This is a genomic window from Crateriforma spongiae, from assembly GCF_012290005.1.
GTDB lineage: Bacteria > Planctomycetota > Planctomycetia > Pirellulales > Pirellulaceae > Crateriforma > Crateriforma spongiae.
The window spans coordinates 221,573-245,587 of record NZ_JAAXMS010000007.1 but is presented as its reverse complement, the minus strand read 5'-3'; the positions used below and the strand labels follow the sequence as shown (position 1 = coordinate 245,587).

The 24,015-nt window shown below is 58.8% G+C and carries 21 protein-coding genes; 6 read left to right on the top strand and 15 right to left on the bottom strand.

The genetic code is table 11. The features are described from left to right. Positions 1 to 8: 8 nt before the first annotated feature. From HFP54_RS19240 to aroH, 3 genes are all read right to left on the bottom strand, one after another. The gene (locus tag HFP54_RS19240; protein WP_146415761.1) at positions 9 to 764 is read right to left on the bottom strand and encodes a TetR/AcrR family transcriptional regulator; all 756 of its coding nucleotides are present in this window, start codon (positions 762 to 764) and stop codon (positions 9 to 11) included. A gap of 80 nt (positions 765 to 844) precedes the next feature. Next, positions 845 to 1,804 carry a hypothetical protein gene (locus HFP54_RS19235; protein WP_146415762.1) on the bottom strand — a complete coding sequence of 320 codons (960 nt, stop codon included), beginning with the start codon at positions 1,802 to 1,804 and terminating at the stop codon, positions 845 to 847. 40 nt (positions 1,805 to 1,844) lie between these two features. Further along, positions 1,845 to 2,348, bottom strand: coding sequence for a chorismate mutase (gene aroH / locus HFP54_RS19230; protein ID WP_168566419.1), 504 nt, complete (start codon positions 2,346 to 2,348; stop codon positions 1,845 to 1,847). A gap of 334 nt (positions 2,349 to 2,682) precedes the next feature. Here aroH and HFP54_RS19225 point away from each other — a divergent pair, with 334 nt between their 5' ends. After that, a complete protein-coding gene (locus tag HFP54_RS19225; protein WP_168566418.1) occupies positions 2,683 to 2,937 on the top strand; it encodes a hypothetical protein in 255 nt (84 codons plus the stop codon). 29 nt (positions 2,938 to 2,966) lie between these two features. Here the strand turns inward: HFP54_RS19225 and HFP54_RS19220 are convergent, their stop codons facing one another. Next, a complete protein-coding gene (locus HFP54_RS19220) occupies positions 2,967 to 5,645 on the bottom strand; it encodes an MGH1-like glycoside hydrolase domain-containing protein (protein WP_168566417.1) in 2,679 nt (892 codons plus the stop codon). Positions 5,646 to 5,813: 168 nt separating this feature from the next. Here HFP54_RS19220 and HFP54_RS19215 point away from each other — a divergent pair, with 168 nt between their 5' ends. Next, complete coding sequence (locus HFP54_RS19215; RefSeq protein WP_235952084.1) at positions 5,814 to 7,562, top strand: alkaline phosphatase; 1,749 nt, start codon at positions 5,814 to 5,816, stop codon at positions 7,560 to 7,562. Between the two features lie 161 nt (positions 7,563 to 7,723). Next, a complete protein-coding gene (rnc, locus tag HFP54_RS19210; RefSeq protein WP_315853935.1) occupies positions 7,724 to 8,533 on the top strand; it encodes a ribonuclease III in 810 nt (269 codons plus the stop codon). A gap of 15 nt (positions 8,534 to 8,548) precedes the next feature. On the opposite strand, the gene HFP54_RS19205 is transcribed toward rnc, so the two are convergent. The 7 genes from HFP54_RS19205 to lpxD form a co-directional block, all read right to left on the bottom strand. Further along, entirely contained in the window at positions 8,549 to 9,877 is a 1,329-nt protein-coding gene (locus tag HFP54_RS19205; RefSeq protein WP_315853940.1) for an MFS transporter, read from the bottom strand. Positions 9,878 to 9,892: 15 nt separating this feature from the next. Further along, positions 9,893 to 11,350: a methyltransferase RsmF C-terminal domain-like protein gene (locus HFP54_RS19200; RefSeq protein ID WP_168566415.1), complete on the bottom strand. Its 1,458-nt coding sequence runs from the start codon at positions 11,348 to 11,350 to the stop codon at positions 9,893 to 9,895. 73 nt (positions 11,351 to 11,423) lie between these two features. Then, positions 11,424 to 11,723, bottom strand: a complete 300-nt coding sequence (locus HFP54_RS19195; RefSeq protein WP_168566414.1) for a hypothetical protein — start codon at positions 11,721 to 11,723, stop codon at positions 11,424 to 11,426. A 54-nt stretch (positions 11,724 to 11,777) separates the two neighbouring features. Next, positions 11,778 to 12,500, bottom strand: a complete 723-nt coding sequence (locus HFP54_RS19190) for a SpoVG family protein (protein WP_146415768.1) — start codon at positions 12,498 to 12,500, stop codon at positions 11,778 to 11,780. 206 nt (positions 12,501 to 12,706) lie between these two features. Further along, positions 12,707 to 13,798 (bottom strand): 4-(cytidine 5'-diphospho)-2-C-methyl-D-erythritol kinase, encoded by a 1,092-nt coding sequence (locus HFP54_RS19185; RefSeq protein WP_146415769.1) that lies wholly within the window; start codon positions 13,796 to 13,798, stop codon positions 12,707 to 12,709. Between the two features lie 21 nt (positions 13,799 to 13,819). After that, positions 13,820 to 14,737 (bottom strand): LpxI family protein, encoded by a 918-nt coding sequence (lpxI, locus tag HFP54_RS19180; protein WP_146415770.1) that lies wholly within the window; start codon positions 14,735 to 14,737, stop codon positions 13,820 to 13,822. A gap of 3 nt (positions 14,738 to 14,740) precedes the next feature. Further along, complete coding sequence (gene lpxD, locus HFP54_RS19175) at positions 14,741 to 15,796, bottom strand: UDP-3-O-(3-hydroxymyristoyl)glucosamine N-acyltransferase (RefSeq protein WP_146415771.1); 1,056 nt, start codon at positions 15,794 to 15,796, stop codon at positions 14,741 to 14,743. A gap of 363 nt (positions 15,797 to 16,159) precedes the next feature. Between lpxD and HFP54_RS19170 the strand changes: the two genes are divergently transcribed. Beyond that, positions 16,160 to 17,011, top strand: coding sequence for a hypothetical protein (locus HFP54_RS19170; protein WP_168566413.1), 852 nt, complete (start codon positions 16,160 to 16,162; stop codon positions 17,009 to 17,011). A 50-nt stretch (positions 17,012 to 17,061) separates the two neighbouring features. Here the strand turns inward: HFP54_RS19170 and HFP54_RS19165 are convergent, their stop codons facing one another. Together HFP54_RS19165 and HFP54_RS19160 are read right to left on the bottom strand one after the other, a co-directional pair. Further along, positions 17,062 to 19,380 carry a HEAT repeat domain-containing protein gene (locus HFP54_RS19165; protein WP_168566412.1) on the bottom strand — a complete coding sequence of 773 codons (2,319 nt, stop codon included), beginning with the start codon at positions 19,378 to 19,380 and terminating at the stop codon, positions 17,062 to 17,064. Positions 19,381 to 19,560: 180 nt separating this feature from the next. Further along, positions 19,561 to 20,442, bottom strand: coding sequence for an efflux RND transporter permease subunit (locus HFP54_RS19160; RefSeq protein ID WP_168566411.1), 882 nt, complete (start codon positions 20,440 to 20,442; stop codon positions 19,561 to 19,563). Between the two features lie 261 nt (positions 20,443 to 20,703). Between HFP54_RS19160 and HFP54_RS19155 the strand changes: the two genes are divergently transcribed. After that, the gene (locus tag HFP54_RS19155; RefSeq protein ID WP_168566410.1) at positions 20,704 to 21,039 is read left to right on the top strand and encodes a cupin domain-containing protein; all 336 of its coding nucleotides are present in this window, start codon (positions 20,704 to 20,706) and stop codon (positions 21,037 to 21,039) included. Positions 21,040 to 21,117: 78 nt separating this feature from the next. Here HFP54_RS19155 and HFP54_RS19150 read toward each other — a convergent pair whose 3' ends face one another. Beyond that, the gene (locus HFP54_RS19150) at positions 21,118 to 21,624 is read right to left on the bottom strand and encodes a GNAT family N-acetyltransferase (RefSeq protein ID WP_168566409.1); all 507 of its coding nucleotides are present in this window, start codon (positions 21,622 to 21,624) and stop codon (positions 21,118 to 21,120) included. Between the two features lie 324 nt (positions 21,625 to 21,948). Here HFP54_RS19150 and HFP54_RS19145 point away from each other — a divergent pair, with 324 nt between their 5' ends. Beyond that, entirely contained in the window at positions 21,949 to 22,797 is an 849-nt protein-coding gene (locus tag HFP54_RS19145; protein WP_146415777.1) for a response regulator, read from the top strand. 23 nt (positions 22,798 to 22,820) lie between these two features. Here the strand turns inward: HFP54_RS19145 and HFP54_RS19140 are convergent, their stop codons facing one another. Further along, the gene (locus HFP54_RS19140) at positions 22,821 to 23,858 is read right to left on the bottom strand and encodes a galactitol-1-phosphate 5-dehydrogenase (protein ID WP_146415778.1); all 1,038 of its coding nucleotides are present in this window, start codon (positions 23,856 to 23,858) and stop codon (positions 22,821 to 22,823) included. Positions 23,859 to 24,015 lie beyond the last annotated feature (157 nt).

The window sequence follows — 24,015 nt, the reverse complement described above, 5'->3', positions numbered from 1 at the left end:
TCATGGGCCTAGGTTTCGGTGGAAGTGGCAAGCCCCGTTTGCCGTTTCAGTTCGTCCGCCTTTTGACGCATCAATGGCAAGATGCGTTTGACATACCGGTTGTATCGCGACGAATCGAACAATGGTTGCCAACCGATTCCGTCCAGCATCGCGTTGCAATTACGACGAATCGCCTGATCAGGATCGTGAATCCCAATTTCGCTAAGCGACGGACTGGTCGCCGCCAGGACGTGACCGCCATAGGTCAGCGACCATAACCCCATGACGACATCCGCCACCTGCTTTCCACGTGGCAATTGCAAATCACCTTGTTCGATCGCCGTTTCAATGACGGCTCCGACCACACCGATGCATTCGTTTTCGCATTGCATCAAGACGTCGCGTCGCCCGGCGGACGTCTTCTGCCACACGCTGTCGTGACGGATCACCTGTTCGACCGAAAAATCGTCGGGCAATTCGTGAACGTAGACTTCACAGGCGATCCCGATCGCGGCGATCTTCTCCCGTGATGCCTTGCCCAACGTGACGCCGTACTTGAACAGTTCGACCCGCCGTGCCGAAGCACGCGCCGCCAACGACAGGACGATGTCTTCTTTGTTGGGAAAGTGGTTGTAGACCGTGCCGCGGGTGTAGCGAATCTTCTTGGCTATCGCATCCATGCTGACGGCCGACACGCCGCCGCGTCGGATCATCGGAAGGGCGGCCGCCAAAATCCGAGATTCGCGCTGACGGATTTCGATCTGCTTGGGGGTCAATACATCCATACCCCCAGTATTCGTCGATGCGATTTATTGACAAGCTGTCAAATTTGACATTTTGTCAATTTCTTTACATCGCGACGGGTTCAGTCGTCGTCAGTCAGGCCGAGTTCGCTGAGCATTTCGTCGTCCAACAGGTTCAGGCCCGCGGATTCGATATCGTCGGCAAGTTTTCGACGATGCTGGTCGATCATCTTGGCCAACGCTTTGACGGCCACCGGCATCACCGCACCGGTGCTGTGCCACTGCGACGACCATTCTTTCAGGATTTCGCCCAGCCAGAGGTCGCGGTGCAACCAGTGGCGAACGGCCAGATGAATGCGGGACTCTGGATCGTCGACCAAGTCCAGTTCGGCGGCCGCATCCAGAACCACCACCACGACCGCTTCGGGCCAGGGCAGGGTGAACCACTGTTCGCCGCTGCGTTGCCGGATGTGTTCGTCCACGGCGATCAGCGTGACCAAATAGGCGATCCGCAGAACTTCCGGCAATTCCCGGTGGGCGTCGGTCAACATCGCTTCGATCCAGAAGCGACCATCGGGCGCGACACCTCCGTCGCCTCCCCGCATGGGCTGGACCCAGTACCCGTTGACTTTGGCGGGCCACCAATCGTCTGGCGGCTGCCCCTGCCAGATCTTCTTGGATATTTGGTTCAACAGGCCGGGACCATAGGATTCCCAGGCTTCACGAAGCGGCCGGCCACGCAATTCCAATTGCTGGTTCAGCTTGGGAAACCGGCGATCAAACGCCGATCCCGCCGAAGAAAACAAATCGGCAATGGCGCTGGCCGTTTGTTCGGACTGCAATTCCGATCCACCGGCATCCAACAACGCCTGCTCATAGTCCTTGATCGCCGCTTTGCGTTGAACCGGTCCGTCTTTGCGGACCGCGGCGGTCCGAATCACCGCATCCCAAAAGCGATACACGTCCAAAGACTCGGACACCAAGCGGGCATTGATTTGTGTCACCGGCGCGGCCATCGCTTTTTCCGTGGCCGCATCCACGCAACCGGCACCTCCGGCGACCACATGCGCCGCGTGCAACATGCTGAGCCGCCCGTGCGTGGACCACCGAACTTGGGTCGGCCTAGGCACCGGATGCTCCCTTCACGTCGCTTCCGGGAGACGCGGGATCCTGGGATGCCGGAACAGCCTTAGCCGTCGACTGGTCTTCACACAGATGTTCGCTGATCCACCTTTCCAGTTCTTCGAAGTCCACCGGCGGCAGAACATTCAAATCGGGACGCAACCGGACCGCATCGCGGACATACACGTGGTTGATGTCGGCTTGTGGAAGGTCGGTGTTCCAATGGATCAGCACGCGAATGCACCGTGGCAGCGAACCGTCGACGGAAACTTCGTAACCGCACAACAATGGCACTTCCAGCCATCCCAACTGTCGCGCCGCCAGCGCGGGAAACTCACTTTCGATATCGCGCGTGACCGTGAAAATGGCGCTGGCAACGTCGGCCGCATCGATGCCGTTGCGTCGGATCATCAGCGCCAACAGCTGGCGGGTCGCCGACAGGACCTCATCACGAGTGTCCTGCTGGACCGTAATCGCCCCTCGGACTCCACGGCAAACAGTCATCTTGGCCAGATTTCAGTCAAAGAAAGGAACACGGATAATTCGTCACGGGGCCCCGAAAATCGCCCGATCCTGTGGACGCTACGATAAAGGACCCGCAGGCTTCTGGGCAGGGCGTCGCGGGGGATTCGTCGGCCCGACGGGTGACCGAACGTGCCGGCCGCCAGACGCACGGCGCCGTTCGCCCTGGACCGGCTTCAATTCCGAACCGATAAATGACGATAGTGGCAATCTGATCGCGGGTCATTTTGCCCGTGTTCTTGCCCACCCGTGCCTGTCGATCGGCCCCAATCCATGGACCGATTGACCGGCTTTTTCTTTACGATTCGAGCCGCCGATGACCCAAAATCGCACGCCGTACCAAGACAAAATCATCAAAAACTACTACCAGAACCGCGACGCGATCGGGCTGCAAAAAGCCCAGGAAGCGATCACGGAACTGTATCTAAGCGAAGGAAAAAAGCGGGAAACGATTTGGAAGCGGCTGGAAAGCCATCTTGAAAAAATCGGGCTCAAGTCCGAACAAATCAAAAAGCTGCGTGCCGCCGACGATCCGGCCAAGGTTGCCGAAGCGATTCAAAAATTCGCTTGACCCGGATCCACCCGCCCCACGTCCGGCCGCTACGTTTTGGGCGCCACCGCGGCGCGTTCCAAGCACGTCGCCACCAATGACGTCCAACCGGTCTGGTGGCTGGCCCCCAGACCCTGACCGGTATCGCCGTGGAAGTATTCGTAGAACAACAACGTGTCGTTCCAAAGCGGGTTTTCCCCGCTCGGCACGTTGCCCGCCATCGATGGCCGGACCGCCCCGTCGCCTGGACGCAGAACCAGTCGCGTCAGACGCCGGTTGATCTCGTCGGCCGCCTGGCAAAGGTTCATTTTGGTCCCCGAGCCGTCGGGCGCATCGATTTGAATCTGGTCACCGTAAAACTGGTGGTACCGCCGCAAGGCTTCGATCAACAAATAGTTGACCGGCAACCAAACGGGCCCTCGCCAGTTGGAATTTCCGCCGAACATCCAACTGTCCGATTCGCCGGGCACATAGGCGACACGATGCGTTTCGCCACGCAATTCCAACTCGAAAGGCCGCTGGGCGTGGCATCGTGATAGCGAACGGATGCCAAAATCTGACAGGAACTCCGTTTCCTTCATCATCACATCAACGACCGCTTGCAGGCGTTCTTTTGAAGCGATGGACAACAGCATTGATTCGCCACTACAGCCTTCACTGGCCCAGTGAATATTCTTTGCCAAGTGATGTCGGTATTTCAAAAACCAATCCAGCTTGTCCTTGAACACGGGCAACTGTTCGACCAGCCCCTGATCAATGATCTGCACCGCGATCAGCGGAATCAGTCCGACCAGTGACCGAACCTTCAGCGCAACCTGACGCCCATCGACGTGCAGACTGTCGTAGTAAAACTGGTCTTCTTCGTCCCATAGACCGTCGCCATCAATCGTGTTGATCGCGTCGATGATGCGAATAAAGTGATCCAAAAATTTGGACGCAAGTTCGGCATACGAATCATCGTCACGAGCCAATTCCAAGCTGATCGACAACATCGTTCCACAGTAGAACGCCATCCATGCGGTTCCATCGGCTTGTTCCAACTGGGTCCCGTGCGGCAACCCCTTGCTGCGGTCAAAGACGCCGATGTTGTCCAATCCCAAAAAGCCTCCGGCGAACACGTTATCGCCGTTGTCGTCGACTTGGTTCACCCACCAGGTGAAGTTCATCAACAGACGCTGGAACGACGTCGCCAGAAAAGTGCGATCGGGACAGCCCTGCCGAACGGTTTCCTGATAGACCCGCAAACACGCCCAAGCATGCACCGGCGGGTTCACGTCATCGAAATAGTATTCATAGGCCGGGATTTGGCCGTTGGGATGCATGTACCATTCTCTTAGCATCACGGTCAGCTGACGCTTGGCGAACTCGGGGTCGATCCGAGCCATCGGAATCATATGAAACGCCAAATCCCAGGCGGCAAACCAAGGGTATTCCCACTTGTCGGGCATCGACAAAATGTCTCTGGCATACAGATGTCGCCACCGACTGTTTCGACCGGACAGGCGTTGCGCCGGTGGCACCGCAACATCACGATCGCCTTTCAACCAATCGTTGACGATGTAGTGATAAAACTGCTTGCTCCACAACAATCCTGCGTAGGCCTGGCGACAAACGCTTCGTTCGTCGTCTTCCAAGCCGTCGGGCAGTACCGCGTCATAAAATGCATTGGCTTCATCGATACGACGGTCAAAGGTTTCTGGCACTGAAACGGAATCCGCACCGGCGGCGTCCGGATCGTACAACCGCACGGTGAATTGTTTGGACTGTCCGGCGGGAATCGTCATCGCGTACATGCCGGCGACCTTGGTGCCATAGTGACGCGGCTGTACTGCGTCGGTTTGGCCATTGATCACATAGCGATGAAAGGCGTCTTTGACATACGGCGTAAAGTTTTCTTCACCGAATAGCAATTCTTGGTTTGTTTCGTTGTCGGTGAACAACAACGGCACCTGATTGCCATCAGGATGATCACCGAATTCGCATCGAAACGGCTGCAGGAACTCGTGTTGCGTCCGCACCGCGTTGCCATCGACCTTTTCAATACGCGGCTTTAACGAACAGCCTTCGTGACGGCATCCCCAGACCCATGTGTTGCGAAACCACAACGTGGGCAACACCCAGATCGGATGAGCCTCGGGGCCATGATTGGTAATGGTGATGCGAACCATGATGTCGTCCGGGCCGGCCTTGGCGTATTCCGCCTGGACATCAAAAAAGCGGTCGTCATCAAACACCCCGGTATGGTGAAGCTCGTATTCTCCCTCGTCCAACGTCCGCCGGGCGTTTTGCGTCTGTAACAACTCATAGGGATACGCGGCTTGGGGGTACCGATACGATGCCTTGCAGTAGCTGTGTGTGGGAGTCGAATCCAAATAGTAATAGACTTCCTTCACGTCTTCGCCGTGATTGCCCTGTGGGCCGGTCAGCCCGTACAGACGTTCCTTCAAAATGGAATCGTTGCCATTCCAAAGCGCCAAAGCGAAACACAGTCGACATTGTCGATCGGAAAATCCCAGCAGTCCGTCTTCACCCCAACGATAGGCGCGGCTGCGTGATTGGTCATGCGTGAAATCGTCCCAGGCATCACCACCGGCCGAATAGTCTTCGCGAACGGTGCCCCACTGGCGTTCCGACAAGTAGGGCCCCCAGCGTTTCCAATTCTTTTGGCGGGATTCATTCTCACTCAGCCGTTGGTGTTCAACGGTCGTCGATGTCGGCGAATCATTCATGAACGATGAAAACTGTTTGATTTGGCTGGATAGGGGGTCGGACGCAAAGCAGTCGGGAAAGTATTCTAAGGCTGATCGGCGGACCGACGATGGCATAGCAAGGTGCATCCTGCACCCCCGAAAGGTGGCCCGCCCGTTGTTTTTTTTGATTGGAACCCCACCGTGTCAATGACTGCCTTGACGAAATCCAGCATCTACACCGCCTTCCTCGCATTCGCCCTGATCGCCCCTTGGTCCACGCGACTTTCCGCACAGCCCGCGGTTGCCGATGCGACCAGAGCCGATGAAACCACGTCTGCAGAAGCGACGGCGAATGGATCGATTGACTCGACCGAACCTTCCGAATCGTCCGGCGACGCGATCCGTGATATGCAAAGCAACGCGATTCGCGAACAATCCACCGCTTGGGGCCACTGGGGTGTCGACGCCACCAAGTACAGCAGCTGGACAAATCACAGCAACCGTTTGATTCCCGTCTACACGTTCGGCATCACACTGGATTCGCTTCGCCAGGAAGGCAGTGTGTACAGCGATCGCGAACGTCTGGAGAAGCTTTACGGTACGGTCACTCCGGGTACCCACCAACCGTCGGCCGACTATTTCGACCAGACCGATGTCTACCGGTTGCAGCAACAAGCAATCGCGGCGGGAAAAAAGAACATCGTGCTTTTCGTCTTTGACGGGATGGATTGGCAAACCACTCGGGCCGCCGCTTTGTACAAGGCGGGCAAGGTCCGATACGAACGCGGACGCGGTACCGGACTGTCGTTTCAAGACTACCGCGGCGTCGAAACCGACTATGGCGTGGTCGTGACCAGCCCACGCCAATCCGGCGCGACCTTTGACGTCGACGCCCAAACGGTCACCGGACAAAAAGACATCACCGGTGGCTACGACCCACAACGTGGTGGCCACACTCCGGCAATGGAACAAAGCCGCCGCAGTTACTTGGTCGGCCTGGAACGTGATCGCGAACACACCGTGACCGACTCCGCCGCCTCGGCGACCAGTCTGTGTAGCGGCATCAAAACCTATAACGGCGCGATCGGTGTCGACGCCTTCGGCCAGGCCGCCGAATCAATCGCCCATCAACTGCAACGGGAAAAAGGATTTGCGATCGGAATGGTCACCAGTGTGCCGGTCAGCCACGCAACGCCCGCCAGCGCATACGCCAACAACGTGACACGAAAAGATTATCAAGACATCAGCCGCGACCTGCTGGGCTTGCCATCGTCGTTTCATCGCGATGCGCCGAATCAGGGCGTCGACGTGCTGATCGGCGGCGGTTACGGCCAGGGCAAAGGTGCCGACAAGGTCCAGGGCAGTAATTTCATGCCGGGAAACACCTATCTGCACGAAAGTGACCTCCGCCGCAGCGACGTCGCCAACGGCGGGCGTTACGTGGTCGCCAAACGGACAGAGGACCGTGATGGGGCGGATGTGCTAAACGAAGCAGCCGATCAAGCCGTCAAAGGTAACCATCGCTTGGTCGGATTCTTTGGCGTCCGCGGTGGTCACCTGCCGTTCCGAACCGCCGACGGTGATTACAAACCGACCTTCGATATCCGTGGCACCGAAAAATACAGCCAGGCTGACATCAAGGAAAACCCGACGCTGGCCGAAATGGCGACCGCCGCCCTGAAGGTCCTGCAGCAAGATCCCGACGGATTCTGGCTAATGATCGAAGCGGGCGACGTCGATTGGGCCAACCACGCGAACAACCTGGACAACAGCATCGGCGCGGTGCTCAGCGGTGAAGCCGCCTTTGACGCCGTGGTCGACTGGGTGGAAAAGAATGACGCTTGGCAGGAAACCGCAATTCTGCTGACTGCGGACCACGGGCACTATTTGGTCATCGAATCGCCGGAAACCATCGCCGCGGCGGGAGCCGACAAAGTCGGCAAATCAGAAAAATGATTCTGGCCGGGGGGCCCGTCGGTCGATATGCTGCAATAACGGTCGCTCACCGGTGGCTGGGGCGATCGATCGGTTCCCCCATCCACCGGCGTGTGACAAAGTCAACGCTGTGGGAAATGCTCTCGCAGCGGCTTTTCCTGTCTTTGTCGAATGAAATACACGTGAACTCTCCGGACCAGTTGCTGGGTCCTGAATCCACGTCCGTGCATCTGATTGATGACGTGGATGCGGGTGACCAGGACGCAAAAATCCGTCGCTGCCAAGACATCATCGATTATCAGTTCTCCGACGAAACGCTGCTGCGTGCGGCGTTGACTCATGCGTCGGGAGCTTCCAACCGCTTGGCCAGCAATGAACGCTTGGAATTCTTGGGGGATGCCGTGCTGGGCCTGATGGTCTGCGAATGGCTCTTCGAAGAATACCCCGAGTACAACGAAGGTGATTTGACGAAGATCAAATCGGCCGTTGTCAGCCGGCGTTCCTGCGGCCGTGTGGCCTGTCGCTTGGGCCTGGACCGATGCCTGATTGTCGGTCGCGGCGTGACGCGAAACCGCAGCTACCCCCGGTCGTTGGTCAGCGACGTTTTTGAATCGGTCATTGCAGCGATCTATCTGGACGGCGGCCGGGATGCGATCCGCGATCGCATTCGTGACTGGCTGCAGGACGAAGTCGACGCGGCGGTCGAAAGCCAGGGGGCCAGCAACTACAAATCGTCGCTGCAACAGCATGCCCAGCGTGATCTGGCCAACACTCCGGTGTATCAGCTGGTTCGCGAAACCGGCCCAGACCATCGCAAGGCGTTTCTGATTGCTGCGGTCATCGGCGAACAATCTTTCACGCCCGCGTGGGGTAATAACAAGAAAGACGCCGAACAACGCGCCGCGGCCAACGCTTTGGCCGAACTGCGTGAAGAACCACTGCCGTATCCCAGCGGCGCTGCCGGCGAATCGTCTGCCGAAACGTCCGCCTGAATCACCGCCGGCGTCTCAAACCGCCGGGTCGATATGGCGTGGCCGTGTCGCGAACCAGGCGGCCACCATCAACGGCGACAACAAGGCCAGGAATCCCCAAATCGCCGCCTGAAAACTGCCGGTCTGGTCACGCGAGATTCCCATCAAAAACGGCCCGCAACCACTGCCGGCCACGGTCAGACACCAAACCGTCCCGCGGATCTTTCCCAAGTGTCGGCGTCCGAAATAGCGCACCCACACGACCACGCCGACGGCAATCAACAGACCCTGACCGCCACCAAAAAAGACGGCAAACACATAGTAGCCCGGAACGGAATCCCAACCGATCAGACAGCCGACCGACAAGTTGAGCGATACCATGCCGATCCCCAGCAAGCGATGAAGCGGCACAAAATCCGCCAGCACGCCGCCGACCAACTGCATCGCCAGCATCGACAGCCCCAATGCCTTGAAAAGATCCGAAGGTAACGCGTCCGGCATGCCGCGATCGGCACACAACGTGTACAAGTGAAACAGGACCCCAGTGCCCACCAATGCCCACAACGCATTGCAGGCGGCCAAAATTGGAAATGCGGTCGTTCGCGACGCTTCGGAAAGGGTCCAGGCATCTTCTGGCGTTGTCACAGTCGACTGCTCCGGTGCATCGCCTTGATTCGCGTCGACATCCACTTCCCGCCGATCATCCGCTGTGCCCCGACCAAGCGGCCTGTCCGCTGTGTCGGGTCCCCGATCGATTCGGCCGTCAACATTTTGCCCGATGTCCTCGGGACGATTCACGAAGACCAACAGCAAGACGGGCACCATTACCATCGCGATCAACGCGGCCATGCGGACGTAGGTTTGACGCCACCCATAGGCATCAATGGACTGGGAAATCCAAGACGGTACCCAGGCGAATGCCAACGCGGTCCCGATGCTCATCACCGCAGACACCCGCCCCAAGCGGCTGCGAAACCACATTGCGATACTGTTGCTGCCCAACAACGTCAGCGATCCTTGTCCCAGGAATCGCAACATCAGAAACACCGCCAGTAGGCCCCAAAACCCCGACACCGTCGAAGCGGCTAGACAGGTTCCTGCCAGGGCAACGACCGCCAATAGTGTCACGCCTCGCAGACCGAAACGATCCGCCAATGGGCCCACCCCGGACAGTGGAAAGGCGGCGAAGAAAGTCCCCAACATGTACGCCAGCGATAACCGACTGTCGGACATCCCCAAATCGTCGCGAAGCGCGGGCATAAACGCACTGACGGCAAAGGTTTGCCCAGGGCTTGTACAGATTTGCACCAGCATCGCCACCGGCAGCATCACGTAGCCATAGAAAAACGGGAATCGCCAGGCCACACGACGCAACAAGTTTCAACCGCCGGTCAATCGATAGGGAACGGGTAAATGGTTCTTGCCAGTGGAACCATTCGATTTGATCCAGCCTAGGGGACGATCCTGCCAAGTAACGACCACCCAACCGCGCAGAGCACAATCGATGACGTTGCCCGACAGGTAGCGACGTGCCTGGGCATCATCAACTTGGATCGTTTGCACAGGTGTGACCGATGCGAATGCCCGCCGCGCCAATCCGTGCGCGGGCTTCCATGTTTTCCCGGTGCAATAGGCCAACTCGGGCAACTTCGCAGCGATCAACGGTACCCACTGCGGTGCATCCACCGGTACACACATGGCAACATCACCGCGAATGATCGTCCGCTGATGAAGTCCCGCCGCGTCGTCTGTGACCCAATCACCGGGTTCGAATTCAATGCGTCTGGGACCACGACGATCACGCCGATTCTTGTGTCGTTTTGCCGATGAAATTCGGTCGCCCCCATGGGTCGGTGAAGCTTCGTCGCGCGTCGACATCGCGTCCCCGCCAGCGTCCAATCGCGCCGCAAAGGCACCTGCGCAGTCGTGCAGATGTGGCCACAAGCGATAACAACCGTCGGCCACAGAACGATAATCGCGCAATGCCTCCAACTGAACCGGCACCATCGACGCGGTGTCAACCATTCGTTGCACCTGAGCTTCGTTTTCGTCCACCGCGAAAGTGCATGTGCTGTAAATCAGTTTGCCGCCGGGACGCAATAGACGCACGGCCGCATCCAAGATGCGATTTTGCCTGGCAGCACTGTGCCGAACCTGACGTGCTGAGAACGAGCCTTCGGATTGCTTGCCGCGGGCAACCAGCGTTTGGCCGCTGCACGGCGCATCGACCACCACACAGTCGAACTGTCCGGTCAACTCCGACGCCAAATCCTCCGGGTCCTTTTGGCTGATCGCCCAACGATCGCTTCCGGTCCGCGTCAGGTTGAACTCCAACGCCGCCAGCCGTGACCGGATCGGCTCATTGGCCAACACAAACCCACTTTCGCCGACCGCTTCGACCAACGCGGTTGCTTTTCCGCCAGGGGATGCACACAAGTCGCAAACGAGACCGCCGGCCAGTTCATCGGTGTCCGCACCGCAAGCGGCCAGCGCCAACAGCGATCCGGCGTCCTGCAGAAAGAAGTCACCGGCCGCATACCGCAACGTGTCCGCAGGCCGGCGTCCCTGCCAAGTACCATCGTGTCGGAACGCACCGTGATACCAGGGCACGGTCGGCCCCAAATGACCGGCCCGGATCCCGTCCGATTCGGATTGCGATTTTGCATCGTCAATCCAGCGACGATGCAACCGCATGACGCTGCCGTGATTGACCTCCAGGGCCGCCAAGAAATCGGCCCATTGATCATTGGGTAATCCACAGACACCCAGCGAATCCCGTAATTCGCTGCGCCAGTCGCCAGATTCCCGGCCAGTCGGTTCGATTTTCTTGCCGGTCATGCCCGAATTGTGGCGGGGACCGGACGAACCGAAAATGGGGTTATCAGACCCGACGTTCGCAACAAGTGGCGGGTCAGCGGGGACGAATCAATTGCCGATAGATACCCAGGCCGGTCGACAGCAGGCCGGCCAGAATCAGTGGCGACGTCAGCGTGAACAGGATGAACACCAAATGTGGCAGACGCCCCTGGTCGCCGGTTGCTGGGACCACGTCGGCACCAAAGAGGACCCGCAATTCATTTTGCACGGCATCGACACGAGACGCATACAACATCCCGGCCGACATCAATGCAAAAATCAGCATCACCAACAACATGAACGAAAGACTGATCTGACGTCGGTTGCGGCGGGTTGCGGATGGGGGTGGGTTCATCAGGTCAAACCATCAGGATGTTGGCATCGCGAAACCGAACAGCCATCGCGTCGCCTATTCGTCAAAGATACCGGCACCAAAGCCGTCATGGTCGTCCGCGTCGCTTTCAGATTCGGTGTCTTCCACGGATGCGGAATTCGTCGTGCGCGCTTGAGCCGCGGCACGATCACCGGGCCGATCCGACATCTTAGGTCTCGGGGGGCCAGCTTCACCGGCCGAATCGATCAAAGTGGCTTCCTGTCGCTGGTCATCGGACCGTTTGGGCTTGGCCGCAGGTTCGTTCACATTGGACTTTGCCGACGCGGCGGGGCGGTTGCCCGAGTTTCGTCGATCCTCGGAATCCAGATCATCGGCGCTCACGTCTTCGAAACCGAAATCGTCGTCGTACCGCGAACGGTAACCGGGCTGGCTGGCACGTGCGACTTCGGCTTCGAATTCTGCCAACACCGCGTTCTGAATCAGCTCGCGACACTCGCTGTTGATCGGGTGGGCAACGTCGGCATACAGCTTCTGTGGCGAATCATTGAAATCCGCATCCAACCGCAGCTTTCCACCGCATTGGTTGCAGAAATTCGCGCGCAGATGATTCTTGTAGCCACAACGTTGACAGTGTCCGGCCAATTTACGACTGGGCATGGCAACGAACGGGCCATTGGTCCCATCGATAATCTTCAAATCACGAACGACAAAACAATCGTCGATCGTGATCGAACAGAATGCTCGCAGACGGTCTTCGCTGGATTCCATCAACTTGATGCGTACTTCAGTGATGTTCACCGAACACCCTCCCTAACTTGCCGTCACGTCGTGGGGCCGAACTTGTCGCTGGCGAATCCTGATGACCGGTCCAAACACTGCACTCGACACGCCCAAAGTCCTGCAATGGTTTTCAATCAAACCAAGGGACGGCGGCCTGCAATGGAAGCGGGCTGCCGCACGGGTTAGGGCGGTGCGTCGGATCCGGAAATACGGGTTCACGGTTGTCACGTCTGAGTCTTTGCGGGCGGAGGCAACGAACACGCTGTCATCACTCTTGCACCGGGGCATAATTGCTGACGTAGCGTCTCAGCCGCCAAGCCGGCCGATTTGGGGGTATCCGCTATCCCGAAACTGGCCGAACCGCTACCCGTTAATTGAACCCCTTTCAGACCGCTTTGCCACATAGATTCGTGAATTTCATCGATACGAGACGCAATTTTCCGTGCGGGATCGGTCAACCGATTCCCCATAAATTGCCCGATTTCGCTGATCGCCAAGGTCTTCAGGCTATTTCGTAGTGGTGCCGAAGATATTGGGGAATCGGGCACGGTGGCCCCCTGATATACCCGAGCCGTCGACAATGCGATCGCCGGGTAGACGATGACGAAATTCAGCCGGCCGCCGATAGGCACCGGCTGCAAGACTTCACCGCGACCGGTTGCCCAGGCGACCGGCGAAATTGACGCACCGGAGTTTTCGCTGACGTTTGGAGTGCCCGCAGGCACCGTGCCGGCCGGATCCGGGGCCGGCGGCAGTCGCAAGAAAAAGGGAACGTCACTGCCGATCTCGGCCGCCAAGCCGTGCAGCGAATCAAGGTCGCCCCGGCGTCCGACCAGGGTGGCGATCGCCAACAGCGTCATCGCCGCGTTGCTGCTGGCACCGCCCATGCCCGCACCGGCCGGGATGCGTTTGCCAAGCGTGATTTCAAATCCGAAATCCAAATCGAAGTGTTTGACCGCGGCTTCGGCGGCCCGCCAAACCAGATTGCGTTCGTCGCAAGGGATGTCCAGCAATGATGCGGCGGACTCCGGTGCAAGCGATGGATCGACATGGGCATCGGGCCCCAGCGCAGCTTTCGAAGACGGTTCGACGCCAAGTTGTTTGGCAAGCTCGCGACGCGAAGGCGACCAGTCCACTTGCAGTGAAATGCCGGGCTGTTGCCGAACACGGATTTGCAATTCATCCACCAGGTCGATGGCGACCATCACCGTATCGATGTCGTGGTATCCGTCGTCGCGGCGTTTGCACAATTCCAAAAACAGATTCAGCTTTGCCGGGCAAAGCATCCGTATTTGCGATGCGTTGGTTTTGGACATGGTTCCGATCGCGCAGAAAAATCAAGCGGCACGTCGAACCACCGTCTCTTCGGTCGATGACCCGCAAACTTCGGCGTCATCATAGGCGATGATGGAAATTCCTGCGCGACTGGCGTCGCGATAGGTTTGATCTTGGTCGACAACGATCGTCCGTTCCGCCTCGATGACGATCGCTTTGCCGCCGGCGGCATGAACGTTGGCAATCGTTTGCGGACCGATCGTGGGAACGTCAAACCGCATGTCTTGGTCCGGCTTGGCCACTTTGACCAACGTCCAACCGCCGCGAGAGCACAACTGACCGGTGCGCTGGATACAGGCGTCGGTTCCCTCGATCGCTTCAACCGCGATCACGGTTCCGTCTTTGATGGTGATCGTCTGTCCGATGTCCAGCCCGCCCATCTGACGCGCCACCCGCCAACCGGCGCGGGCATCGGATTGCAATGCGGGCTTGGGCGACGGACCGGCCAAATGTCCCTGATTCACAAGCAACTCCGGAGCCAAATCGGTCGCGGCATGAACCGCGATTCCCTGACGTAGATAAAGTTCTGTCACCGCGGTCAGCAGGCTGTCGTCGCGGGCGTCGGGCCGACGCCCCAGCAGCAATGGTGCGAACACCCTGACACACGTCCAATCGGGCAAGTGACGCCACACCGATCGGGAATACAATAAATCCGACTTGAACAGTTTGCCGGCCATCGTAATGCCGGTCACCTTGTGACGACGAAAGTACCGCAAGTGTCCGCCCATACGGCCGACGCCGGACCACTGAACCGCGTCACACACGTCCTCCAATTCGGCAGACGCGTGTCCGTTGATCGCAATGCAATGCACCGGATGCCCGTTGTCTTTTAGCGTTTGAGCCACCAACACAGGCAAGCGTCCCCAACCGGCGATCAGCCCGATCGGCCCCGCAGCATCCGCACCACGAATCGGGGCCATGGTTCACGCCGCCTTTCGAACGGGTACGTCGTCGCCGACGATCTGACGCAGCGACTGCAGTTCCTTGCGAAGCGATTTCAGTTCACGTCGCATCTCGGGCAACTTCCGTTCGGTCGCCATGATCTGCATTTGTTCCCGCTGGCCGGTCGCCGGTGACCCCAGCAGAACTTCGTGACCCTGGCTGTCTTCCATCACGCCGGCCTGGGCGCCGACGATCGTCTGATCCCCCAGCTTGATGTGATCTTTCAATCCGACTTGGCCAGCCAAGACGACGTAGTCACCGGTGTGACAGCTGCCGGCAATGCCGACTTGGCTGCAAATCAAATTGTGGCGACCGATCCGACAGTTGTGTCCGATCATCACTTGGTTGTCGACTTTGGTGCCTTCGCAAATCCGCGTCGCACCATAGGTGCCGCGGTCAACGGTGACGCAAGCCCCCAGTTCCACGTCACGTTCGATGTGCACGTATCCCAGCTGAGCGGTCGGGACGTGACGTCCGTTTTCTTGGCGATATCCGAAGCCGTGCGCCCCCAGGACGCTGCCGGCATGAAGGACGACGCGTGGTTCCAAGCGGGTGTACGAATAAAGCACGACGCCGGCGTGCAACACGCAGTCTTCGTCAATCGTGCAGCACTGGCCGACCACCACACCCGGCATGATCCGGACGCGGGCCCCGATGAAGGCACCGGCCGCCACGGTTGCCGTTGGATGAATTTCTGCGGTCGGATCGACCTGCGCGTCGGGATCGATTCCGGCTTGCGGGACGGTCGCGGGCAGTGGAGGACGAAAATGGGCGACGATCCTGCCGAACGCTTCGTGGGGATCCTCCACGACGATCTGAACACACTCCGCTTCCATACCGTCGGCCAGGGCAACCGGCGTGACGACCGCGGCGGCACAGCCCGGGTCGAATTCCCCGGCCCGTTTGGCTTCGTCCAACAGAGTGATTTGCCCCGTCTGGCATTCGGCCGGCGGGTTGGCCCCGGTGATCATCCGGGAAGGGTCTCCGATCAACTTGCCACCCACCATGGCGGCCAAGTCCGAGATTGAAATGGTCATCCGAATCCTTTCGGAAAGCTCGACGGTTGCGTGTCGTCCACCGGTTTAGCCGATCCGCTGGTACCAAGACAAGACGATTGTCGTGAAACGATGCCCCACTTATCGACATCACATTGACGACAAACTGAGACCGCATCCACGGCTGGCCATTATCAATTTGACGACACGCGTTTTCCCGCATGGGCCTCACTCAAACGACCATAAGTCGCAGCAAAGAAACGACTTATGGCAATGCGATGGGCGTCGCTGGAAATTCTGGCATCCGCGATGCGTTTCACGACCCTTGAAATCGGTCGTGACGGCCGAACGCACTTTTCCACCGCCCCCCGGGCTCTCCCACGCACGCAAGGGACGCTTTTGACCATGACCCGTATTTGGACCCTGACCCTGTTGGCATTCTCGATCGCTCCGGCAACGGTCGCATCGGCCAATCACGACACGCCGCTTTACCGAGCCGCCGACTATTACCGCGACGCGGTCCGCGAATTTGAAACGCACAGCGATCGCGCCCGATATCTGGATTCGTACACCGAACGAGCGATCGATCGTTTGAATTCGGCCGCCAACCTGCTTCGTACCGCCGCCCGCGACCCTCGCAATACGGACCGATTGTTGGACCGATATTACGATGTGGTGGGGCTGCAGGATCGGATCGAAGCGACTCTGTTCTCCAGCGGATACGCCGATCCTCGTTTGACCGCTTGCTGGACCGATGTCCGCCGCGCTTTCACCATCCTATCGACACATCTGGAACTGGGCGGTGCCTACGGAGGCGCGGTGACACGCCTGCCACAGACGCTGGATCCCGGATACGCGTATGGCGGATATCGGTCGTCGTCGGTACCGATCACGCCCAACGTTCCGCAAACGATTCCGGTTCCGCCGCCGATCAGTGTGGCACCGATCACAACACCACGAACATTGGCGGTACCACCGATCTTTCCCACGACGCCTCGTGGGATCACCGTCGACGACTATCGTGCTTACAGCCCGCTGGACAGCGCGCCACGCCGAACTCCGTCGGGTTTGCCGCAATCTTGCGACCGATTTGACACGCGTGATTTCAATTACCGGTCCAGCTTGTATCGCAGCAGCGTGGCCGCACCCTATGGAACGCGACACATACATGCACCGGAGCATTCGCGGCGAGTGACGCGATCGCCCGCTGGCGACTTGATCACCATTGGCGCGCAACTGATGCGTCTGATGGACTAAGCAACACTGATCGGGCAAAGCCGTTGAAGAGGTCCGCGAACCGACGCGGACTACTTCGACGCTTCTTCTTCCGCCATCTTTTGCTTCATCAATTCGACCACCATCTGATACTGGTCGACCTCGGGAGCAAGTCTTGCGGCCAATTCCAGTCGCTGCAGCGCTTCGTCGTAGCGACCTGCCAAGTACAGCGCCAGTCCACATCGATGCTGAACATCGGCGTTCTCTGGTGCCAGATTGGCGTCGCGGATCAACAACGGCAACTCTTCGTCGCGCAGCTTCGCCGCGTATTGCTGGTACTGTGCGGCGGTCGGGCCGGGTTGCTGGGACGCCATCCGTTCCAACAAGGACGCGAGGTTCGTTCGCGGGCCGGTCATCGCCGGTTGGATCCGCAGCGCGTTCTGGTATGCCTTGGCGGCTTCCTCCAGTTTTCCGGTCCGTTCGTTCAAGATGCCCCATGTCATGTGGGCCCCCCCGCGATCACCACCGATCATCAGTGTCTGCTTGACGTTCTTCAGCGCCAAATCGACTTGGGTTCGCTCGGACGATGTCAGCGTGCCATAGGCATCCGATTGAGCCAGTGTCCGCGTGGCTTCGTCTCGCACCAGCGGTGAAGTGTCTTGCAGCGCGGTCACCAACGACTTCCGCGCCACCGTGGGCGGTGCGACTTGCATGACCGAGGCGGCCGCGGCGCGGACAATGGGTTCGTCGGTGGTGTCGGCCAAAATCTCCTTGGCAGCATCGACGATTTTGCGCAGTTCGCTGTCACCCACCGGACGCAGGGTCAGTTCGCGGAGCGCCGTGGCCCGTGCAATGGGCGGATACGGATAGCCACCGCGAGTCTTGGCGACCTTGATCAATCGCTTCACACCGTCGGGGTCACCACGACGAAACGCGGCAATGTCTTCGCCCCAGTGTTTGGGCGTTTGCCGGTCTTCGCCGTACCACTTTTCACAGGCGTCTTCGCACCATTGGTCGGTCTTGCGAACCGCGTCGGCCACGGGTTCGATCCCCGCCTGCGCGGCCAACAACCAATTGGCGTATTCCTCCAACGGGTACATCTTTTCGATCGTTTTCCGATCCTTTTCGCTGATCTGTTTTCGGACGTCTTCCAGCTGATCCATTACGTGACAATCGCTGCAGGCATTGGGTGTACCGATCGCCAATGACAGATCCGGGCGTGGCACCCGCATGCTGTGGTCACGTCGTGGGTCAACCGCCATGTAGGTTGCATCAGGCATGTGGCAATTCACACACATCGCGCCTTCGGTGCCTGGTTCGTGATGATGGTGCGACGGGACGTCATACTTGCCGGCGGCGTGTTGGTGACAGTTGGTACAGACTTGGTTGCCGGGGAACTTCAGCTGCAACGAATGCGGATCATGGCAATCGGTACAACGAATTTTTTCGTGGTACATCTTGCTTTGGATAAAGGATCCATAGACGTACACTTCGTCTTTGATTTGGCCGTCGGCGTGATACGTGGCTTCGGTCAGCGTTTCCAACTGGAAATGATCGTGATAGGGATCACCGGGTTGAAAGGTTTCATCCAACAAGGCCCGCCGACTGTGGCAGGGTGCGCACGTTTCAATCTGCGGACGCGGATTATCGCCTTTCAGTTTGGCCAGGCCATATCCATGGTTGCGATCCCAAAACAAGGACCGGCTGTTGGCCAATTCCACGTGCAGACTGCCCGGACCGTGACAGGATTCACAACTGACATCGATCTCTGAAAACGTCGTGTGGTACTGGTTGGTCTTCAGGTCGTAGTTTTCTTGCAGGTTGGTCGAATGACATTCGGCGCACATGATTTGCCAACGCTGCCCGATGCCGGTCCAGTGCAACGGATCATCGGGTTCCATCTTTTCAAAGACGTCCGGCGGTGACAGGTAAAACCATTCGCCTTTTTCGGTGTCCCAGGTCAGTCGCAAGACTTGCACTCGCGCGACCTGGTCTTCGGGCATGTCATCGGGCCGATCGAATTCGACCATGTAGTTTTGCAGCGGCGTGTAACCGAAGACGTACTTGACTTCGAAGTCCTCCATTTCCCCGGTTTCGCCTTCGGTGTTCACCATGAATTTGTCGCCATCGCGATAAAACCGGCTGGTGACTCCGTATTGCGTGAACGTGACGTCGCCAAAGTCCGCAAGGACGGTTTCATCGGTCGCCAGATCCATGGCCAAATCGTGATGAGAATCCTGATACAGCTTGGCTTCTTCCTGGTGACAGTCCACGCAGGCTTCGCGGCCCACGAACGTTGCCTGGTACTCGGCCGGCTTGGCCGACCAATAATCGGCGGCAACCGCGGCGGTCACGACCACCAGTGCGGCGACAACGATCAATAGCGGCCAACGCGCACGACCGCGTCGCATGCGAAGGGAAGGGGATGAAGAATCGTCGGGTCGGAGCGTCAAGGGACTGTCAGTCGTCAAATCGGGGCGGGGAAATGTGTCGCCATCGCGACCATTGCATCGGGCAGATCCTGTTCGTCCGGTTCGACACGTCGTCGTGCCGGACGGCCGGAGATTCCATTGTGGTTCAAGTCAACGAAATCAACGAGGCAAAACCTTCAGCGACGGCACTTCATCGGGCGGCGGGCCCAATGCATCGGGCACCGAAAGGCTGGGGGCGTCCAAGGGCATTTCGTCATGCTTCGGTGGATTACCCATCGGTCTTGGCGGTATCGGCGCGGGCGGGGGCAACGCCGGACGAACACTCGGTCCGGGCTGCTGATGTTCGGTCGGACGCACCGGATGACGGCGCGGGTCGGTGGGACGGTGTTCTGGATTGCGGGCGGGGGACGTCCAATTCGGATCGCCATCACCCGGCCGTGTCAGGTGGTGCCCATGGGCCATCGGCCGGGATCCCAGCACGACGCCGGCTTGTCGCCGCAAATCATCCACCATGCGAATCGTCGCCGGATCGGCATCACCCACGGTTCGATTCCACTTCTCTAATTGACGTGCGGTCCGCAACAACTGTTCGGCCAACTTTGCGGCCATATTGCCCGCCGCCATATTGCCCGCCGGTCGGGGCGGTGCCGACGGAGGCAATGCGTGCGGAACCAGCGAAGGGTCCAACGTCGATCCATGCAGCACGCTTTTGTTGCTACGCAGGTGCTCCAAAATGCCGCCCAGGATCGACGGGTCGTCCGAACCCGGGGTTCCGTTTCCCTGCAGCGCTTCTTTGATCTTGTCCATCACCGCGTCATCGGCATCGGGGGTGCGAAGCGTCGGGGCGGGCGGCAAATCGGCGGGCACTCGGATCTGAGGATTTTGCGGGGGGTCGTCCGTCGTCTGGGGCGCAAACTCCGGCGGAACTGCCAAAGCCATCCCCGTGCAAGACGCGAACAGGCCGAACCACACGACCAGGACGGTCGCGGCCCAAGGCGTCACGCGTCGCAACAGCACTGCTGGGCAACAGGTACATCCCATCACTCGTCTCCCTTCGAAAAAAGGCTCTCTTTGCCCAAGGGATCACCAACACTGGTGATCACCGTGACAATCGCCACACGTCTCTGGCACACACTGGCACCAGGGTCAGCATGGACAACCGCCATTGTCGCGGACAGGTCACTGATGTGCGACGGGTGCCTGTCGAAACGGATGTCCTGGGGTAGGATTGGACATCACACCGCAGGGAACATCCCGCCCCTTCCCCTTTCGGACAAGCACCACTGGACCACGGAACGTTCGATGTACGATTCGATTTGTCATCCCGACGACTTTTCCTGGAAGGAGTCCGACTTTGCCGGCGTCACCAATAAGGTCCTGAACACGAATCCGAATACGGGGGGGCTGACCGTCCTGACCCGGATGGACGCGGGCGCTGAAATTCCGGCTCACCACCATGACATCGCCGACGAATTGGTCTACGTGCTGGAAGGCGATTTCATCGAAAATGGTCAACACTATCGCCCGGGGACCGTTTTCTTTGCTCAGGCGGGAACGAAACACGGCCCCCACTATTCCCAGCACGGTTGTGTGGTGCTGACCCAGTTTTCCAAAACCCTGGACTTTGTCTTGGACTGACGAATATCTGCGGCGTGGCACGGATCTGGGGCGTGGCCCGTGTTTCGGTATTCCCAATGCCCCGCACCTTGCTGCGAATCAGGCAAGCGACGCGGCACCGTCCAGCTTCATTTCCATAAAGACTGCGGGCCCAAATGTCGGGTCCAGTTGATAGCGTTCGAACCCGAACTGTTTATAAGCGGCCACCGCGCCCCGGTTTTCCGACAACACCTCCAGCGTCATCTTGCAACACCCGCGACGAATCGCAATGTCGCGGGCCGCATTCAACAGTCGTCGGGCGATCCCACGGCGTCGAAAGTCTTGATGGACGATCACGTCGTGGATGTTCAACAGCGGACGCGCCGCGAAGGTGGAAAACCCTTCGAAACAATTCAGCAGTCCGGCCGGGCGATTGTCGACGTACGCCAACACGCTGTCGGCATCGCTTCGGGTGGCCAACCGCGCCGCCAAGCTTTGGCGAACCTCCGCCGACAAAGGCTCTCCGCCGCCGCTGACGTCGCTGGCATAGTGATCCAACATCGAAACCAGGTCGTTGGCATGTTGGGAATTCTGATAGTCGACGGCGACAAGTTCAATCTTGCTCATAACATCCCGGCGGTGTCACGAAGAACGGGACCGCGTGGCGGACGCGGTGGACCACGAAACGCGGCCCTAGACAACACAAATCTTGCAAAACAACACCGACGCCAACCAGCCGCTGAACGTTCGATCGACGGACCATCCGCAGCCATGGGGGGAATGAAATCCCGTCAGTGTGTGAGCAGTGCAGCCGACAGCCTCCTTGCATCGCGCACGGCCCGCATCCTGTCCACGTCCGCCCCCAAACGGGATACAATGGACGTTCTTTCGGTTCGACGTTGAATGAGGCGACGTCAATAGCATGCCCATCATGATGTCAGGAAACCTGTCATGGCCAAAATCTTAGTAGCCGAGGACAGCCTGACGCACATGGAAGTGTTACGGTCGATCCTGGAATCTGACCAGCACGATGTCGATTGCGTCGAAGACGGCCAGCAAGCGCTGGACTATCTGAACGACAACCGTTGCGACGCCATTGTGACGGATCTAAACATGCCGGTTCTGGACGGGTGCCAGCTGGTTCAACACCTGACCAACAGCGATCCGGAAATCCCCATCGTCGTGGTCACCGCGCGTGGCAGCGAATCGCTTGCGGTTGACGCGTTGGCCATTGGTGCGACCGACTTTGTCCCCAAGGATTCGTTGCAACAATTGTTGACCAAGGTCGTCCGACAAGTTTTGGGCTACCGCGTCGCCGAGGCTCAGGCATCAGGTCTGGCGGGACAACTACGCAAACCCGAATTCTATTTCAAGCTGACCAACGACATCGGTTCGATTCCGGTCGTTGCCAATTACTTGGTGACGACAATGGCGGCGGCCAAGTGCGGAAACCCCAACTTGCGTTACCGAACGGCAACAGCAATGGCCAGCGCAATCTTCAACGCGATTCAGTACGGTAACCTGCAGATCCGCGAATCACAGATCCTGGATCCTCAACACGCCGACGCGGCCGACTGTGACTTGGCGGTGCGTGTCAAAGTCAGCATCGCGAATTCCGACACGCGGATTTCGGTGGCCCATGAAGGCAAAGGGGCCATCACACGAACGACCCCCGCACCTGGCACCCCCGAATCTTTTGAAATCGAACAGTGTCGCGGCTTGATGTTGATGACCAGCTTCATGAACGATGTGATGTTCAATCACCGTCGCAGCGAAGTCACTTTGGTCGTCCAGCACTGACCACGTCGGTGCTTGCGTTTAGGTTAAGTCTGGGGACAGACGATGACCTTCATTTGATCCGGGTCACCTTTGTAAAGCCGATCGAACCACTCGGGCCCTTGTGCCAGCGTGATCTTCTGGGTGATCAGCGGACGAACATCAATGATGCCTCGGGCCATCATGTCGATGCACTGGGGATATTCACCGTTGCAGCCACAGGTGCCTTGCAACCGGATTTCACGCGTGACCACCGACTGCAGCGGCAAATCGATCGTTGGCGTGACGTTTCCGACCAAGGTCACGCAGCCACCTTTGCGAACCGATTCGATCGCGGTCTGTACGGTCGGTGTCATCCCGACGACTTCCATCGCCACGTCCGCCCCTCGTCCGTCGGTCATTTGAATGACCGTTTGTACCGCGTCGACCTGGCTGCTGTTGATCACGTCGGTGGCACCAACGTCTTGGGCGACCTTCAAACGACGATCGTTGATGTCGATGGCAATGACGCGCGACGCACCGGCGGCACGAACGGCTTGGATCGTCAGCAAACCGATCATCCCCGCACCGACCACCACCGCCGTATCGCCCAGGGTAATGGGGGTCACGTTGGCCGCGTGTACCGCCACCGAAACCGCTTCGACCAGGGCGGCATGTTCCAACGGTAGACCGTCGGGCAGGCGATACACGATTCGCCGTGGAACACTGATGCGTTCGGCGAATGCTCCGTGGCGACGGTAATCGCCACAACTGACGCCCAACACCATGCGGTTGTCGCACAAATTCTGGTGACCAGAACGACAAAAGTCGCACTGACCACAAGACACCATCGAATCAAACGTAACGGCATCGCCGGGTTTCAGGTCGGTCACGTTTTCGCCGGTCCGAACAACGTTTCCCGCCGCCTCGTGCCCCATCACCAACGGTGGGATCCGGCGGCCGCTGCTGCCGTCATAACCGTGGATGTCGCTGCCACAGATTCCACATGCTTCGACCTGGACCAGAACGTCGTCAGGCCCGACTGCCGGTTCATCGACGTCGGTGACTTCCAAGTTTTTGTATTCGGTCAGCAGAAGAGCTTTCATGACGCTGGCAGGTTTCTATCGGGGCGGGGAATACGGAAACGGGCGGCGGACGAACGGGCAAAAAGCCGCGCCGACGAAGTACCGCGTGGCGGCATTCGCTGGGCAACGTTTGGCGGGTTTCGCCGGGTGCCCCAACGTCGGCGAAGTCGCACGGCGC